The organism is Pseudacidovorax intermedius (genome assembly GCF_001476815.1).
Classification (GTDB): domain Bacteria; phylum Pseudomonadota; class Gammaproteobacteria; order Burkholderiales; family Burkholderiaceae_C; genus Xenophilus; species Xenophilus intermedius_A.
In genome coordinates this window covers 1-14,288 of the sequence record NZ_LDSL01000155.1, presented here as the reverse complement: position 1 = coordinate 14,288, position 14,288 = coordinate 1, and the positions used below count along the sequence as shown (strand labels likewise).

The following is a 14,288-nucleotide window of genomic DNA, read 5'->3' as shown; positions in this document are numbered from 1 at the left end:
CATGCACCTGACGCTGCGCGGCCGCCCGGACACGCCGCTCCCGGTGAGCCGGCTCTACGCGCCCCTTTTCCGCGCCATGTAAGTTTTCGACAGCGCTGGCGCGCCACCCGCAGGGCATGAAACCGGCGCCGCTTGTCTGATCGAAGGGCTGCGGCGCAGGCCATGCCAGTGCACCCGCGGAACGGGCTTGGCCCGGCCGCCGGGTGCGCCCCTTGAGGGGGGTGGGACTTCCACACGCAGTGAGGAAGTCCAAACGGGGTGGTTTCATCTCAACGCCCACGAAAAAGCCGCCTGCCGGCGAGCGGCGAGGCGGCCTGGGGACGAAGGCATCGGCCAGCCGGCCAATGCCCCGCTTCAGCGCCAGTGGTGATGGCGGTAGTAGTACGGCGGTGGGCCGTAGTAGACCGGGGCCGGCTCGTACACCACGGCCGGCGGGGGCGGGCGGTAGTACACCGGCGGCGGCGGGCGGTAATACACCGGTGCCGGCGGCGCCACGTAATAGGCGGGCGGCGGGCCGTAGTAAGCGGGTGCCGGCGGCGCCGCCACCCCCACCGCCACGCCCGGCACCGACACGCCGAGCGACCAGCTCACCTGGGCGCTGGCCGAGGACGCAGCGCACAGGGCACCTGCCGCGACGGCAGCCGCAGCCGCCCATTTGAAGAAGCCCGTACGAGAGACAGTCATCTCTTTCTCCTTGGAAATTCGGTGGCGGGCACCTTGTAGAACGAAGCCGGCACCCGCCTGAGTCATAGAACGCCCGGGCCGCCGGAAAGGTTCACCCGCGAACGTGACGTTGGTTGCCAGACGTAACCCCTTCGCCGCCTGCCATCACCCAGCATTGCGCCGCCGCTGCGCTGCAGCGCGGCGAAACCATCGATTCGCGCCCACCCATAAAATTCCCCGATGACCTCTCCCACTGCCCCGCACGGCGACAACAAGAACAACGGCGGCAAGCAGGCTGCCGCACCCGCGGCCCCGGCCGCCCCGAGCAACTTCCTGCGCCACGTCATCGAAGCCGACCTGGAACAGGGCACCTATGCCTCGCGGCGCTGGGGCGGCGGTCCGGGCGACGGCGCCTTCCACCAGGCCGGCATGCCCGATCCGGCGAAGATCCGCACCCGCTTCCCCCCCGAGCCCAACGGCTACCTGCACATTGGCCATGCCAAGAGCATCTGGCTGAACTTCGAGCTGGCCAGGGAATACGGCGGCGTCTGTCACTTGCGCTTCGACGACACCAACCCCGAGAAGGAAGAGCAGGAATACGTCGATTCCATCCGCGAGGCGATCCGCTGGATGGGCTATTCCACCGCACTGGCCGATGTGCCGGCGCAGCCCGGTGCCGAGCAGGACCACGTCTACTACGCCAGCAACTACTTCGACTTCATGTACCGCGCGGCCGAATATCTCGTGACCGCCGGCCACGCCTACGTCGACGAGCAGACGCCGGAGGAAATGCGCGCCAACCGCGGCGACTTCGGCAAGCCCGGCACCGACAGCCCCTACCGCAGCCGCACGGCCGAGGACAACCTCGCCCGCCTGCGCCAGATGAAGGCCGGCGAGTTGCCCGACGGCGCCGCCGTGCTGCGCGCGAAGATCGACATGGCGAGCCCCAACATCAACCTGCGCGACCCGACGCTCTACCGCATCCGCCGCGCCACGCACCACAACACCGGCGACCGGTGGTGCATCTATCCCATGTACACCTTCGCGCACCCCATCGAGGACGCGCTGGAGCAGATCACCCACAGCATCTGCACGCTGGAGTTCGAGGACCAGCGGCCCTTCTACGACTGGCTGATGGCGCGCCTGGTCGAAGGCGGCCTGCTCACCGCCCCGCCGCCGCACCAGTACGAATTCGCGCGGCTCAACGTCACCCACGTCATCACCAGCAAGCGCAAGCTGCGCCAGCTGGTCGAGGAAGGCCACGTCGACGGCTGGGACGACCCGCGCATGCCCACCCTGGCCGGCCTGCGCCGCCGCGGCTACACGCCCGAGGCGCTCAAGCTTTTCTGCGAGCGCAGCGGCACCACCAAGACCGGCGGCGCGTGGACCGAGTATGCGGCGCTGGAAGCGGCGCTGCGCGACACGCTGGACCCGGTTGCGCCGCGGGCGATGGCCGTGCTGGATCCGCTCAAGCTGGAGATCACCAACTGGGACGCCGCCATGGGCGCCGGCCATCTGGAGCCCTGCCACGCCCCCGTGAATCCGCATGACGAATCCGCCGGTCAGCGCCACTTCACTTTCGGCAGGACGCTGTGGATCGAACGCGAGGACTTCCAGGCCGTGCCCGAGAAAGGCTACCGCCGCCTGTACCCACCGCACACCAACGGCAGCCAGCAGGCCATCGACGGCAACAAGGTGCGCCTGAAGTACGGCTACGTCGTGCAATGCATCGGCTTCGAGCAGGACGCCGACGGCAAGGTCACCAAGGTGCTGGCCGAGGTGCTGCCCGAGACCAAGAGCGGCACGCCCGGTGCGGACAGCGTGAAGGTCAAGGGCGTGATCGGCTGGGTCGGCGCGCACGATGCGGTGCCCGCCGAGGTCCGCCTGTACGAGCGCCTGTTCAAGACCGAGCAGCCCGGCGGCGCCGACGACATCGCCGAGGAGCTGAACGACGCCAGCCTGAGCACCGTGCAGGGCTACGTCGAAGCCGGTCTGGCCGCCGCCGTCCCGGAGACCAGCTACCAGTTCGAGCGCGTGGGCTACTTCGTCGTCGATGCGAAGGCGGCGGCCGCGGGGCGGCTGGTGTTCAACCGCACGAGCGGGTTGAAGGACAGCTGGGGCAAATAAGGCCTGCGCGGTCGGCATGGGCCGGCGCGCAGCAGGCAAGGGCCAGTCCAATGACCGGCCCTTTTGCATGGGGCGTACATCGCCCCTTCGACAATCCGACCTTTCTGGTCAGCGCGGGAACAAGCGATGACGACGCCGAGACGCGCCTGCGCACCGTCTCTGGCAAGCTCTTCCGTGGGACCGACAGGGCGGCACTCGGCACGTACATCGTGCAGCGTATTCGGTGGCTTGATGTCAGGAAGGCCGACGGCACTGAATTTCTATATCATTGATTTATAGTCGATTTCCGTAAAAATTCTGTTTTCTAATATTCAACGGAAATGCTTGAATTCAAGGACCTCGGCGACGACGCCCGACGTCAGTACATCGATGCGCGGTCGGCGTTCGAGGCGTTGGAGGCGGCACAAGCCGAGGCGGCCCGGGTGCGCGGCGGCATGTACTGGAAAGCGGTCAATGGCCGCGATTACCTGGTGCGGACGTCTGCCCGCAACGCGCAGAAGAGCCTGGGGCCTCGCAGTGCCGAGACGGAAGCGATGTACACCAACTTCATGGCGCGCAAGGAACAAGCCGACACGCGACTGAAAGGTCTGACCGCAGCGGTACAACGCCAGCAACGCATGAACCGTGCGCTCTTCGTTGGGCGGGTGCCTGCGGTCGTGGTCGACATCCTCAACATGATGCACCGGCACAACGTCGCGGAGCACTTCACCGTGGTCGGCACGCATGCCCTCTACGCCTACGAGGCTGCAGCCGGCGTCCGGGTGGAGAGCGCCGCCATCGCCACGCGCGACGTCGACCTGCTGTGGGACACCCGCAAACGATTCAAGCTCGCCACCCAGTTGAAGCGCCTGGACTCCTCGATGCTGGCGCTGCTGCGCAAGGTGGACAAGACCTTCACGCTGCGCGAGGGTCAGCTCTACACGGCGGTGAACAGCCAGGGCTTTGAGGTCGACATCCTGCGGCGCGAGGTGCAGGAGCAGGACCCGCATCCCGCACGGCTCAGCGACACGGAAGAGGACTTTTGGGTCGTGCAGGCACGCAATGCTGAGCAGTTGGTCAGTGCGCCCCGCTTCTCGTCGGTGGTCGTGGCCGCGAACGGCACCATGGCCCGCATGAACACGGTGCATCCCCTCGCCTTCGTGCGTTTCAAGCGCTGGCTCGCGCAGCGCCCCGACCGCGACCCGCTCAAGGTCGCGCGCGACGAACTGCAGGCCGACACCGTCATGCAACTGGTGGACGAATACCTGCCACAGCTTTCCCCGCACCGATGAAGCGCGAGCCCTCGACGCACCTGGGCCTGACAGCCGCCCAGCACGCCGCCTTCCGCCGCCTAGCGCAGGACCTGCTCGGCATCGACCGCGAGGCCTACGAATCGGCCGGACGCGACTGGCGCGACCCCGTCATCGGGCTGGGGCCGCGCGATGCGGCGCTGTGCCTCTTCGGCCGCGATCCGGGGCGCACCGAGGCGCAGCAGGGGCAGCCCTTCCTGGGCAAGGGCGGGCAGCTGGTCCGGGCGGCGCTGCACCGGCAGCGGCATGGCGCAGACGCGCCGGCGCCGGACTTCGCGCAGTCCATCGAAGCGGGCTCGGAAGTGTTCTGGCTCAACACCGCGCCGTACAAACCGGTGGGCAACAAGGCCTGGTCGATGGCGGTCAAGCGCCGCTTCCAGCCGCTGATGGCCGAGCTGCTCATCGACGCCTGGCAGGGCCGCGACGGCCGGCGCACCGTCATCGCGCTGGGGCGGGAGGCGTTCTTCTGGTTCGGCATCGGGCAGGCGGCCGAATTGAATGCGGCGCTCGACGGCTTCTGGGCGCTGGGCGACGCGCGCTATGCCCGCACGCTGGAGGTCGGCTACGAGCACGGCGGCAGCACGCATCCGATCGTGCTGGCGCCGCTACCGCATCCGTCGCCGGCCAACGCGGTGTGGTTCTCGCGCTTTTCGGCGCTGATGGATGCGCGGCTAAAGCAGTTGGGCTGAGGCGGCACCGCCGTCCACCTGGAAGTCCAGGGCATAGCGGGTTCCCCGTCCCTGGCCCGTCCGCAGGAAAACGCCCCACTCCGTCAGCTGCGTCAGTTCACGGTAGGCGGTGGCCCGCGACACCTGGGCGATGGCCGCGTATTTCTCGGTGCTCATTCCCCCATCGAAGCCGCCGGGCCCGGCATCGTAGAGGCGGTTGACGACCTTGCGCTGGGTCGCCGTCAGGCCGGGATGACGCTCCATCAAGGTGGCCCAGAAGCCGCCTTTTCGGGCCGCGGCCTGAACCTGCGCCACGGTGGCGTCGTAGGCCTTCTCGACACATTGGACGAACCACCGCACCCATTCCGTGACATCCAGCGATGGCCGGCTGGAGGCCGCATTGAGCTCGCGGTAGTAGCCCGCGCGGTCCAGCCAGATCTGGTGCGACAGGCTGAACAGGCGCGCGCCACTGCGCATGTCCTGCGCCATGGCCAGGTCCGACAGTGCGCGGCCGATGCGGCCGTTGCCGTCTTCGAAGGGGTGGATGGCCTCCAGCCACAGGTGAGCGATGGCCGCCCGCACGATGCCGTCCATGCCGGCGCGCACGCCGTCATCGTTGAACCAGTCGATGAGCTGCGCCATGTGGGCCGCGACGTTCGCAGAGGGCGGCGCCTCGTAATGGACGACGTCGGGGCCGCGCAATTGCGGCGTGACGATCTGCATCGGCTCAAGATGGGTGCGCCAGCCGCCCACCACGATGCGCGTGATGCCGCTGCGGCCGGTGGGAAACAGCGCGGCATGCCAGCCGAACAGGCGTTCGGCATCCAGCGGGCGCTGCCAGTCCTGCACCGCGGCCTCGATCACGTCCAGCGTTGCCTCGATGCGCGGCTCGCGCTGGCGCTGCTGGGCACGGCCGCTCTGGGTCAGGCCCAGCCGGCGCGCGGCCGAGGCACGCACGGAATCGATCTGCAGCAGTTCGCCTTCGATCTGGGCCGTGGCAACCGCCTCCTCTGCCCATTCCTCGTTCTGCAGGGCCTGGACGTCGGCCAAGCGCAAGCTGCCGATCACCCCCAGCATCCGGCCCTGCGCAATGCGCGCCGTGGCCAGGGACGCCTGCAGCGCCTGCGCGTCGAAGCGCCACTGAGGCCAATCGGGGGCTTGCCATATCAACATGAAGCGTATTCTGGGTCAAATCGCTTCAATTTTGAAGCGCAAATGCAGGATCTGCGCCTCACCGGCGGCTTGCTTGGAAGGCGCGGCTATGCTCGCCGCCGTTCATGACTGCGCCATTGCCCCGCCTCATCCGCTTCCACAAACCCTACGGCGTGCTCAGCCAGTTCACGCCCGAGGGCCGCTGGCGCGGGCTCAAGGACTTCATCGACCTGCCCGGCGTGCACGCGGCCGGCCGGCTCGACGCCGACAGCGAAGGCCTGCTGCTGCTGACCAGCGACGGCCCGCTGCAGGCGCGCATCGCCGATCCACGGCACAAGATGGAGAAGACCTACTGGGTGCAGGTGGAAGGCCTGTGCACCGACGAGGCGCTGGCGCAGCTGCGCCATGGGGTCGTGCTGAACGACGGGCCCACGCTGCCGGCCCGCGCGCGCCGGCTCGACCCGCCGCCCCGACTGCCGCCCCGCGAGCCGCCCATCCGCGAGCGCAAGAACATCCCCACCGACTGGCTCGAGCTGGCCATCCGCGAGGGCCGCAACCGGCAGGTGCGGCGCATGACGGCGGCGGTGGGACTGCCGACGCTGCGGCTGGTGCGCGTCGCCATCGGGCCCTTCGTGCTTGATGGCCTGGCGGCCGGCACCTGGGAGGCGCTGGACGTGCCGCCGGTGCTCGATGCACCGGTGCCGCGCCCACCACGCAGCGGCAGCGCGGGCCGTCCCGGCACGCCCCGTCCGGCATCGCCGCGCCGCCCTTCGCCGCCCGGCCGCCGCCGCCCATGACCCTGCGCACCAAGATCATCGCCCTCGCCGTGCTACCGCTGCTGGCGGCCCTGGGCATGGTCGCCTTCGGGCTGCAGCACCAGTCGCGCGACCTGCACCGGCGCGAACGGTTGCTGATCGAGCAGAGCCACATGGCCCAGCGCCGCAGCGAGCTGCGCAGCTACGTGGACCTGGGCCTGAGCGTGATCCGCCCGCTCTACCAGCGCGGCGACGACGCGGCCACGCGGCAGGAGGCGCTGCGCCTGCTGGGCACGCTGGACTACGGCAACGACGGCTACTTCTTCGTCTACGACCTGCAGGGCCACGTGCTGATGCATTCGCGCCAGCCCGAGCTGATCGGCAAGTCGTTGTGGGACCTGCGCGACTCGCAGGGCCGCTACACCATCCGCGACCTGATCGCCCGCGCGCGGGCCGGCGGCGGCTACGTCGAATACGAATGGCGCAAGCCCTCCGTGGGCAGCCTGGCGCCCAAGCTGGGCTACGTGCAGGCGCTGGACCGCTGGCAATGGATGGTGGGCACCGGCCTGTACCTGGACGACATCCAGGCCACGCTCGACGCGCTGGATGCGCAGACCAGCGGCAACGTCAGCGGCACCTTGCTGTGGATCGCGGCCATCGCCACGCTGTCGCTCGCGGCCGTGAGCGCGGGCGGCCTGCTGCTCAACCTGAGCGAGCACCGCGTGGCCGAGGCCAAGCTGCGCCAGCTGGCGCGGCGCGTGGTGCAGTCGCAGGAAGAGGAGCGCGCCCACCTCGCGCGCGAACTGCACGACGGCACCAGCCAGACGCTGGTGTCGGCCAAGCTGCTGGTCGAATCGGCCGTGGACGGCCTGCAGCGCGAAGGCCGGCCGGTGCCGCCGCTGCTCGTGCGCGCCCTGCAGCGCCTGGGCGAAGCGCTGCTGGAGGTGCGCCACATCTCGCACCGCCTGCGCCCGGCGCTGCTCGACACGCTGGGCCTGCCCGCCGCGCTGGAGCGCCTGGTGGACGAGGCCGGCGGTGCCGGGCCCACCGTGGCGCTGCAGGTCACAGGCGACGCCCGGGCGCTGTCGGCCGAGGCCAAGACCGCCCTGTTCCGCGTCGCGCAGGAGGCGCTCACCAACGTCCAGAAGCATGCCGGCGCCGCCCACGTCGACCTGCACCTGCACGTCGACACCCACGTCGTGCGCCTGACCGTGGCGGACGACGGCCTGGGCTTCGACGTCGACGCCGCGCAGGCCGACCCGCACCGCGGCCTGGGCCTGCGCCACATGCGCGAGCGCATGGAGGCGGCCGGCGGGTGCCTGCGCCTGCAATCCGCGCCCGGCCACACCACCGTCACGGCAGAACTGCCGCACGCCTTCGAGGAAGACCCCGCATGACCCCCGCCACGCCCGTGCGCCTGTTCCTGGTCGACGACCATCCGCTGGTGCGCGACGGCCTGCGCGCCCGGCTGGAGGCGCTGCCCGGCCTGTGCATCGTCGGCGAGGCCGGCAGCGCCGCCGAGGCCCTGGCCCAGGTCGACGCCGCGCGGCCCGACCTGATGCTGGTCGACGTCGGCATGAAGGACATGAACGGCATCGAGCTGGCCGCCCTGCTGCTGGCCCGGCCAGCGCCGCCGCACGTGGTCATGCTCAGCATGTACGACAACCCCGAGTACGTGCAGCGCGCGCTGCAGGCGGGCGCGCAGGGCTATGTGCTCAAGGACGCGCCGGCGTCGGAGATCGTCGCCGCCATCGAGGCCGTCACGGCGGGCGGCACCTTCCTGAGCCCGGCGGTGTCGAAAAAGCTGTTCCGCAACCAGGCGCCGCGCCCGCTGCTCACGCCGCGCGAAAGCGAGATCCTCTCGGCCATCGGCCGCGGCGAATCCAGCAAGCAGATCGCCCGCGACCTGGGCCTGTCCGTGCGCACGGTGGACGCGCACCGGCAGAGCATCAAGCGCCGGCTGGGCATCGAAGGGCAGGCGGAATTGATCCGCTATGCGGTGGAGCACACACGGCAGTTCGGTGGATGAGCGCTAGGCCCCCTGGCCTCATATCCTTACAATTAGCGGAAAAGTAAGGAGCTCCGCATGCTTGAAGCCTCGATGACCAGCAAGGGCCAGATCACCATTCCCGCCGACATCCGCCGCCAGATGGGCCTGGGCACCGGCGAGCGCGTGGTCTTCACCACCCTCGACGATGGCACCACCGTGATGCGCGCCAAGACGCGCAGCATCCAGGATCTGCGCGGCCTGCTCAAGCCCGAGCGCAGGAGCCGCAAGGCGGTGTCCGTGGAGGACATGGACATCGGCCAGTCCTGACATGGCCGGGCTGGACACCAACGTCCTCGTGCGCTGGCTCGTGGACGACGATGCAGAGCAGACCGAGCGCGTCGGCCGCTGCATCGAGACAGCGCGCCACCGCAAAGAAGCGCTTTTCGTGCCGCTGACGGTGATCCTGGAACTCGAGTGGGTGCTGCGATCGCGCTACGGCTTCGCCAAGCCATCGATCCTGTCGACCTTCACGGCCCTGCTAGAAACCCGGGAACTGAGCCTGGAGTCAGAACACGTGGTGGAACGCGCCCTGCACGGCTACCGTGAGGGCCGCGCCGACTTTGCAGACTGCCTCCATGCCGCTGCCTGCCACGCGGCGGACCAGGCGCCGCTTCTCACGCTGGACGCCAAGGCGGCCCGGCTGCCCGACGCACAACTGCTGCTGGATTGAACCGTGCCCCGGGTTGTCCCTTAGGCATTCCATCGCACCCCCGCCACGCACTGCAACGGATGCGCCACCCGGCGCCGCTTCCGACACTCGACCGGTTATCCCAACCATCGAGAGACAACGCACATGCCAAGCCTCCGCCGCCACCTCGTGTGGCTCGTGGTGGCGGTCGTCGGCGCCTTCGCGCTGGCCACCGTCGCCCTCACGCGCGGCGAAAGCGTCAACGCCCTGTGGGTCGTGACCGCCGCCGTCTGCACCTACCTGATCGCCTACCGCTACTACAGCCTGTTCATCGCCGACAAGGTGCTGGGGCTGGACGGCTCGCGCAAGACGCCCGCGCACCGGCACAACGACGGGCTCGATTACGTGCCCACCGACAAGAACGTGCTGTTCGGCCACCACTTCGCGGCCATCGCGGGCGCGGGGCCGCTGGTGGGCCCGGTGCTGGCGGCGCAGATGGGCTACCTGCCCGGCCTGCTGTGGGTGCTGGCCGGCGTGGTGTTCGCCGGCGCGGTGCAGGACTTCATCGTGCTGTTCATCTCCACCCGACGCGACGGCCGCTCGCTGGGCGACCTGGTCAAGCAGGAGATGGGCTCGGTGCCCGGCATGATCGCGCTCTTCGGCACCTTCATGATCATGATCATCATCCTGGCGGTGCTGGCCCTGATCGTGGTGAAGGCGCTGGCCGAATCGCCCTGGGGCACCTTCACGGTGGCGGCCACGGTGCCGGTGGCCGTGTTCATGGGCCTGTACCTGCGCTACATCCGCCCGGGGCGCATCGGCGAGGTGTCCATCATCGGCTTCGTGCTGCTGATGGCCGCCATCTTCGGCGGCCAGGTGGTGAGCGAGAACGCGGCCTGGGCCGCGATGTTCACCTTCGACGGCAAGGCGCTGACCTGGATGCTGATCGGCTACGGCTTCGTCGCCGCCAGCCTGCCGGTGTGGCTCCTGCTGGCGCCGCGCGACTACCTGTCGACCTTCCTCAAGATCGGCACCATCGTGGCGCTGGCCATCGGCATCGTGATCGTGATGCCGCAGCTGCAGATGCCCGCGCTCACGCAGTTCGCCAATGGCAACGGCCCGGTGTGGTCGGGCTCGATGTTCCCCTTCCTGTTCATCACCATCGCCTGCGGCGCGGTGTCGGGCTTCCATGCGCTGATCTCGTCGGGCACCACGCCCAAGATGCTGGACAACGAGCGCCATGCCCGCTTCATCGGCTACGGCGGCATGCTGGCCGAGTCCTTCGTCGCCGTGATGGCGCTGGTGGCGGCCTCGTGCATCGAGCCGGGCATCTACTTCGCCATGAACAGCCCGGCCGCGCTGGTGGGCAGCACGGCGCAGCAGGCCGCGGCCACCATCTCCGGCTGGGGCTTCGTGGTCACGCCCGAGATGCTGGCGCAGACCGCCCGCGACGTCGGCGAGCACACCATCCTGGGCCGCGCCGGCGGCGCGCCCACGCTGGCGGTGGGCATGGCGCACATCCTGCACCAGGTGATCGGTGGCCAGGCCATGATGGCCTTCTGGTACCACTTCGCCATCCTGTTCGAGGCGCTGTTCATCCTGACCGCGGTAGACGCCGGCACCCGCGCCGGCCGCTTCATGCTGCAGGACCTGCTGGGCAGCTTCGTGCCCGCGCTCAAGCGCACCGACTCGCTGCCGGCCAACCTGCTGGCGACGGCGCTGACCGTGGCGGCCTGGGGCTACTTCCTGTACCAGGGCGTGGTCGATCCGCTGGGCGGCATCAACACGCTGTGGCCGCTGTTCGGCATCTCCAACCAGATGCTGGCCGCCGTGGCGCTGATGCTGGGCGTGGTGGTGCTGTTCCGCATGAAGCGCGAGCGCTATGCCTGGGTGGCGGCGGCACCGGCCGTGTGGCTGCTGGCCTGCACGCTGACGGCCGGCTGGCAGAAGATCTTCTCGTCGGACCCCAAGGTGGGCTTCCTGGCCCACGCGGCGCGCTACACCGAGGGCCTGGCCAACGGCGTGCTGGTCGCGCCCGCCAAGACGCCGGAGGCCATGGCCCGCATCGTGTTCAACGACCGGCTGGACGCGGGACTGTGCGCCCTCTTCATGTTCGTGGTGCTGAGCGTGCTGGTCTACACCGTGCGCGCCTGCCTGTCGGCCCGCGCGGCCAACCGGCCGACGGTGCACGAGACGCCCTACGAGCCCGTGGCGGCCAACGCCCGCCCGGCCGGCGCGCACTGAGCACGATGCGCGCGCCATGGTGACCCTGGCCACCCTGCCCGAGACCGGGCGCTACATCGCCCGCTCGGTGCGCCAGTCGCTGCGGCTGATGGTGGGTCTACCCGACTACGACACCTACCTGTCGCACATGGCGCAGACCCACCCGGACCGCGCGCCGATGAGCTACGAGGAATTCTTCCGCGAGCGGCTGGAAGCGCGCTACGGGGCGGGCAAGGGGCGCTGCTGCTGAACGGCAGCGCCCATGGCCACGGCACGCGGCACCGACGGCCGCGCGCCGCCCCTCACCGGCAGGCGAAGCTCGCCGCCTTGTCCGCGTCGCCGCCCAGGTACTGCGCGACCTGCGGATAGGCGCACACCGGCCGGCTGCGTTCGCTGCCGTCGGCGCGGCGCTGGGTGGCCAGCAAGGCCGCCGGCGCGCGGCCGGTCTCGGTCCAGTCGATGACGGCCGTGACGGCATCGAGCACACCGGGCGCATCGCCGCCGTTGCAGTGCTGAAGGCCCGGCACCATGAACAGGCGGTAGCTGTCGCCCAGCTTCGGCGTGGCGCGCGTCGCGGCATCGTAGTAGCCCACGCTCATCATCGGATTGAGCGCCGGGTCGGCCCAACCGTGGTAGGTGATCATCTTGCCGCCGCGGGCCGCGAAGGCGCTCAGGTCCGGATTGCGCGCATCGACCAGCGTGCTGATGAAGCCCGTGGACCGGAAGCCCTGGTCCAGGTCGAAGCTGCGCCAGTCGGCATCGGGCCGGCTGGCGGGCTGGTCGGCGAAGTAGCGCAGGAAAGTCTGGGCATAGGCACTCTGGCGCGTCTCGCCGGGCGGCAGGGCCTGCGCGCCCGAGGTCGCGGCCGGGGCCCGCGGCATGGAAACGAACCATTCCGCCCAGCCGCTGGTGCCGCTGGCATCAGGCGCTTCGGAGCCCCAGGGCCAGGCGGGGAACACGCTCTGGCCCCCGTGCTGCATGTCGCGGTGCACCGCCTCCAGGGCGGCGACCTGCGCGTCGCTCAGGCCAGGCAGGTCCTGGCGCGGGTCGATGCGGCACTGCCGGGGGTCGGCGATCAGGCCGTCCTTCAGGCCGTCGATCGCATCGCACTTCGCGACCACGGCGCGGCCGACCTGCGTCAGCTGCTCGCCGGTGAAGCCGGCCTTGGCGAGCAGCGGCGCATAAGACACGTAGTCGTACATGGTGCCGGTGAAGTTGAGCACCGGCGCCCCGGCGGCGATGCCGTCGAAGTCGGCGGGGTAGCGCTGGGCTGCCATCAGGCCCTGGCGGCCGCCGGTGGAGCAGCCGTCGAAGTACGACTTCGCCGGCTTGCGGCCGTAGAAGGCGGCGGCCAGGTCCTTGGACGCCTGCGCCGTCAGGTGCACCGCGCGGAAGCTGTAGTCGACCAGCTTGGCCAGGTCGTTCTGCGCGAAGCTGCCCAGCGGCTGGGCGATGGCGTCGTGGCCGGTGTTGGTCTGCGCCGCCACGAAGCCGCGCTTGAGCGCCTCGTCGCGCAGTGCCAGGCGGCTGGGCGCGTCGAGGCGCTCGCCGGCGTAGCCGCCGTTGCCGCGCATGTAGAGCCGGCCGTTCCAGCGCATGGGCAGGGCGACCTCCACCAGCACCTCGGGATCGAGCATGGCGACGATGCGGCAAAAGTCGGGCACGCCCTGCGCCGCGGGCACGGCCGTGGCGCTGAGCACGGTCAGCCGCGTGCCTTCGACGGCCGTCACCTGCTGGCCGAGACGGGCGCAGTCGCCGGTGGCGGACGCGATGGGCTCGGCATAGTGGGCGGCCGACTGCGGGGCATCACGGAAGCTGCCGAGGTTCTGCGCCTGCGCGGCGCCGCCGAAGGCCGCAAGGCACAGGGCCGCGATGCGGCATGGGGAAGGGGTCACGGGTCGTCTCCTGGTCGTTGTGTCGCAGGAGTATGGAACGATCACCGCGCGGCGCCAGGCTTGGCGCCCGACGACGCTCAGTGCAGCGCGCCGCCGGCCTCCGCGATGTCCTGCCGCACCGCCAGCGCCGTGCGCAGCAGAACGCGCAGGGCCTGCACCTGCGTCTCCAGCGGCAGGCAGGGCATGCCGGGCAGCCGCGCCGCCTGCGCGGGCAGCGCCGGCACGTGCACGAAGCCGCCGCGCGTGCCGGCCAGTTCCGGCCGCGTGGCCAGCCGGTGCATCAGGCCGTAGAAGACGTGGTTGCAGACGAAGGTGCCGGCGGTGTTGGAGACCGAGGCCGGCAGCCCCTGTGCCCGCAGCGCATGCACGATGGCCTTGATGGGCAGGGTGGAGAAATAGGCCGCCGGTCCCTCTGCCGCGACGGGCGCATCGACCGGCTGCCGGCCCGCGTTGTCGGGAATGCGGGCGTCGTCCACGTTGATGGCGATGCGCTCGGGAGTGATCTCGGCCCGGCCGCCGGCCAGGCCCAGGCCGACCACCAGAACGGGCGCGGGCCCGGCATCCAGCGCCTGGTCCAGCCGGGCCAGCGCAGCGCCGAAGACGCAGGGCACCTGCAGCGTCTGCACGGTGGCGCCGTCCGTCTGCCAGCCGTCGAGCGCGCGGGCCACCTCCCACGACGGGTTGACGGTGTCGCGGTCGAAGGGCTCGAAGCCGGTGAGCAGGATGCGGGGCATGGCGGGGTCCTCGGGCAGTGCGGTACGAGCATAGCCAGACGGACGGCGGCTCGATCAGGGACCGGGCGGGCGGCCCACGCATCCGGCCGCCCGCCCGGTCCCTG

General features: G+C 70.2%; 15 protein-coding genes. 11 read left to right on the top strand and 4 right to left on the bottom strand.

What is annotated here, in order from left to right:
• Window positions 1-354 precede the first annotated feature (354 nt).
• On the bottom strand, window positions 355-684 hold the full coding sequence (locus NS331_RS21685) for a hypothetical protein (protein WP_058644022.1): 330 nt from the start codon (window positions 682-684) through the stop codon (window positions 355-357).
• 219 nt (window positions 685-903) lie between these two features.
• On the opposite strand from NS331_RS21685, the gene NS331_RS21680 reads away from it, so the two are divergent.
• From NS331_RS21680 to NS331_RS21670, 4 genes are read left to right on the top strand one after another with little or no spacing between them, the layout of a single operon-like run.
• Window positions 904-2,790: a glutamine--tRNA ligase/YqeY domain fusion protein gene (locus NS331_RS21680; protein ID WP_058644021.1), complete on the top strand. Its 1,887-nt coding sequence runs from the start codon at window positions 904-906 to the stop codon at window positions 2,788-2,790.
• A 50-nt stretch (window positions 2,791-2,840) separates the two neighbouring features.
• Window positions 2,841-3,062: a hypothetical protein gene (locus tag NS331_RS26330; RefSeq protein ID WP_153012977.1), complete on the top strand. Its 222-nt coding sequence runs from the start codon at window positions 2,841-2,843 to the stop codon at window positions 3,060-3,062.
• Between the two features lie 48 nt (window positions 3,063-3,110).
• Window positions 3,111-4,061 (top strand): GSU2403 family nucleotidyltransferase fold protein, encoded by a 951-nt coding sequence (locus NS331_RS21675; protein ID WP_058644020.1) that lies wholly within the window; start codon window positions 3,111-3,113, stop codon window positions 4,059-4,061.
• The gene (locus NS331_RS21670) at window positions 4,058-4,768 is read left to right on the top strand and encodes a uracil-DNA glycosylase family protein (protein WP_153012976.1); all 711 of its coding nucleotides are present in this window, start codon (window positions 4,058-4,060) and stop codon (window positions 4,766-4,768) included. Before NS331_RS21675 ends, NS331_RS21670 begins: the two co-directional genes overlap by 4 nt.
• On the opposite strand, the gene NS331_RS21665 is transcribed toward NS331_RS21670, so the two are convergent.
• A complete protein-coding gene (locus tag NS331_RS21665; RefSeq protein ID WP_058644019.1) occupies window positions 4,751-5,920 on the bottom strand; it encodes a Fic family protein in 1,170 nt (389 codons plus the stop codon). The two genes, NS331_RS21670 and NS331_RS21665, sit on opposite strands and share 18 nt — an antisense overlap.
• 104 nt (window positions 5,921-6,024) lie before the next feature.
• On the opposite strand from NS331_RS21665, the gene NS331_RS21660 reads away from it, so the two are divergent.
• The 7 genes from NS331_RS21660 (at window position 6,025) to NS331_RS21630 (ending at window position 11,805) form a co-directional block, all read left to right on the top strand.
• Window positions 6,025-6,696 (top strand): pseudouridine synthase, encoded by a 672-nt coding sequence (locus tag NS331_RS21660; RefSeq protein ID WP_082702683.1) that lies wholly within the window; start codon window positions 6,025-6,027, stop codon window positions 6,694-6,696.
• Window positions 6,693-8,051: a cache domain-containing protein gene (locus tag NS331_RS21655; RefSeq protein ID WP_058644018.1), complete on the top strand. Its 1,359-nt coding sequence runs from the start codon at window positions 6,693-6,695 to the stop codon at window positions 8,049-8,051. The genes NS331_RS21660 and NS331_RS21655 overlap by 4 nt, the downstream gene beginning before the upstream one ends.
• A complete protein-coding gene (locus NS331_RS21650; protein ID WP_058644017.1) occupies window positions 8,048-8,683 on the top strand; it encodes a response regulator in 636 nt (211 codons plus the stop codon). Before NS331_RS21655 ends, NS331_RS21650 begins: the two co-directional genes overlap by 4 nt.
• A 57-nt stretch (window positions 8,684-8,740) precedes the next feature.
• Window positions 8,741-8,971: an AbrB/MazE/SpoVT family DNA-binding domain-containing protein gene (locus NS331_RS21645; RefSeq protein WP_058644016.1), complete on the top strand. Its 231-nt coding sequence runs from the start codon at window positions 8,741-8,743 to the stop codon at window positions 8,969-8,971.
• A 1-nt stretch (window position 8,972) separates the two neighbouring features.
• Window positions 8,973-9,374: a type II toxin-antitoxin system VapC family toxin gene (locus tag NS331_RS21640; RefSeq protein ID WP_058644015.1), complete on the top strand. Its 402-nt coding sequence runs from the start codon at window positions 8,973-8,975 to the stop codon at window positions 9,372-9,374.
• Between the two features lie 123 nt (window positions 9,375-9,497).
• Window positions 9,498-11,576 carry a carbon starvation CstA family protein gene (locus NS331_RS21635; protein WP_058644014.1) on the top strand — a complete coding sequence of 693 codons (2,079 nt, stop codon included), beginning with the start codon at window positions 9,498-9,500 and terminating at the stop codon, window positions 11,574-11,576.
• A 16-nt stretch (window positions 11,577-11,592) separates the two neighbouring features.
• A complete protein-coding gene (locus NS331_RS21630) occupies window positions 11,593-11,805 on the top strand; it encodes a YbdD/YjiX family protein (RefSeq protein WP_058644013.1) in 213 nt (70 codons plus the stop codon).
• A 52-nt stretch (window positions 11,806-11,857) separates the two neighbouring features.
• On the opposite strand, the gene NS331_RS21625 is transcribed toward NS331_RS21630, so the two are convergent.
• Both NS331_RS21625 and pcp read right to left on the bottom strand, forming a co-directional pair.
• Complete coding sequence (locus tag NS331_RS21625) at window positions 11,858-13,450, bottom strand: tannase/feruloyl esterase family alpha/beta hydrolase (RefSeq protein ID WP_058644012.1); 1,593 nt, start codon at window positions 13,448-13,450, stop codon at window positions 11,858-11,860.
• Window positions 13,451-13,527: 77 nt separating this feature from the next.
• A complete protein-coding gene (pcp, locus tag NS331_RS21620) occupies window positions 13,528-14,184 on the bottom strand; it encodes a pyroglutamyl-peptidase I (protein WP_058644011.1) in 657 nt (218 codons plus the stop codon).
• Window positions 14,185-14,288: the final 104 nt, after the last annotated feature.

Excerpts from the sequence above, each read along its gene's own strand:
- NS331_RS21685 (WP_058644022.1), bottom strand. The coding sequence starts at position 684 with ATGACTGTCTCTCGTACGGGCTTCTTCAAATGGGCGGCTGCGGCTGCC.
- NS331_RS21680 (WP_058644021.1), top strand. The coding sequence starts at position 904 with ATGACCTCTCCCACTGCCCCGCACGGCGACAACAAGAACAACGGCGGC.
- NS331_RS26330 (WP_153012977.1), top strand. The coding sequence starts at position 2,841 with ATGACCGGCCCTTTTGCATGGGGCGTACATCGCCCCTTCGACAATCCG.
- NS331_RS21675 (WP_058644020.1), top strand. The coding sequence starts at position 3,111 with ATGCTTGAATTCAAGGACCTCGGCGACGACGCCCGACGTCAGTACATC.
- NS331_RS21670 (WP_153012976.1), top strand. The coding sequence starts at position 4,058 with ATGAAGCGCGAGCCCTCGACGCACCTGGGCCTGACAGCCGCCCAGCAC.
- NS331_RS21665 (WP_058644019.1), bottom strand. The coding sequence starts at position 5,920 with ATGTTGATATGGCAAGCCCCCGATTGGCCTCAGTGGCGCTTCGACGCG.
- NS331_RS21660 (WP_082702683.1), top strand. The coding sequence starts at position 6,025 with ATGACTGCGCCATTGCCCCGCCTCATCCGCTTCCACAAACCCTACGGC.
- NS331_RS21655 (WP_058644018.1), top strand. The coding sequence starts at position 6,693 with ATGACCCTGCGCACCAAGATCATCGCCCTCGCCGTGCTACCGCTGCTG.
- NS331_RS21650 (WP_058644017.1), top strand. The coding sequence starts at position 8,048 with ATGACCCCCGCCACGCCCGTGCGCCTGTTCCTGGTCGACGACCATCCG.
- NS331_RS21645 (WP_058644016.1), top strand. The coding sequence starts at position 8,741 with ATGCTTGAAGCCTCGATGACCAGCAAGGGCCAGATCACCATTCCCGCC.
- NS331_RS21640 (WP_058644015.1), top strand. The coding sequence starts at position 8,973 with ATGGCCGGGCTGGACACCAACGTCCTCGTGCGCTGGCTCGTGGACGAC.
- NS331_RS21635 (WP_058644014.1), top strand. The coding sequence starts at position 9,498 with ATGCCAAGCCTCCGCCGCCACCTCGTGTGGCTCGTGGTGGCGGTCGTC.
- NS331_RS21630 (WP_058644013.1), top strand. The coding sequence starts at position 11,593 with ATGGTGACCCTGGCCACCCTGCCCGAGACCGGGCGCTACATCGCCCGC.
- pcp (WP_058644011.1), bottom strand. The coding sequence starts at position 14,184 with ATGCCCCGCATCCTGCTCACCGGCTTCGAGCCCTTCGACCGCGACACC.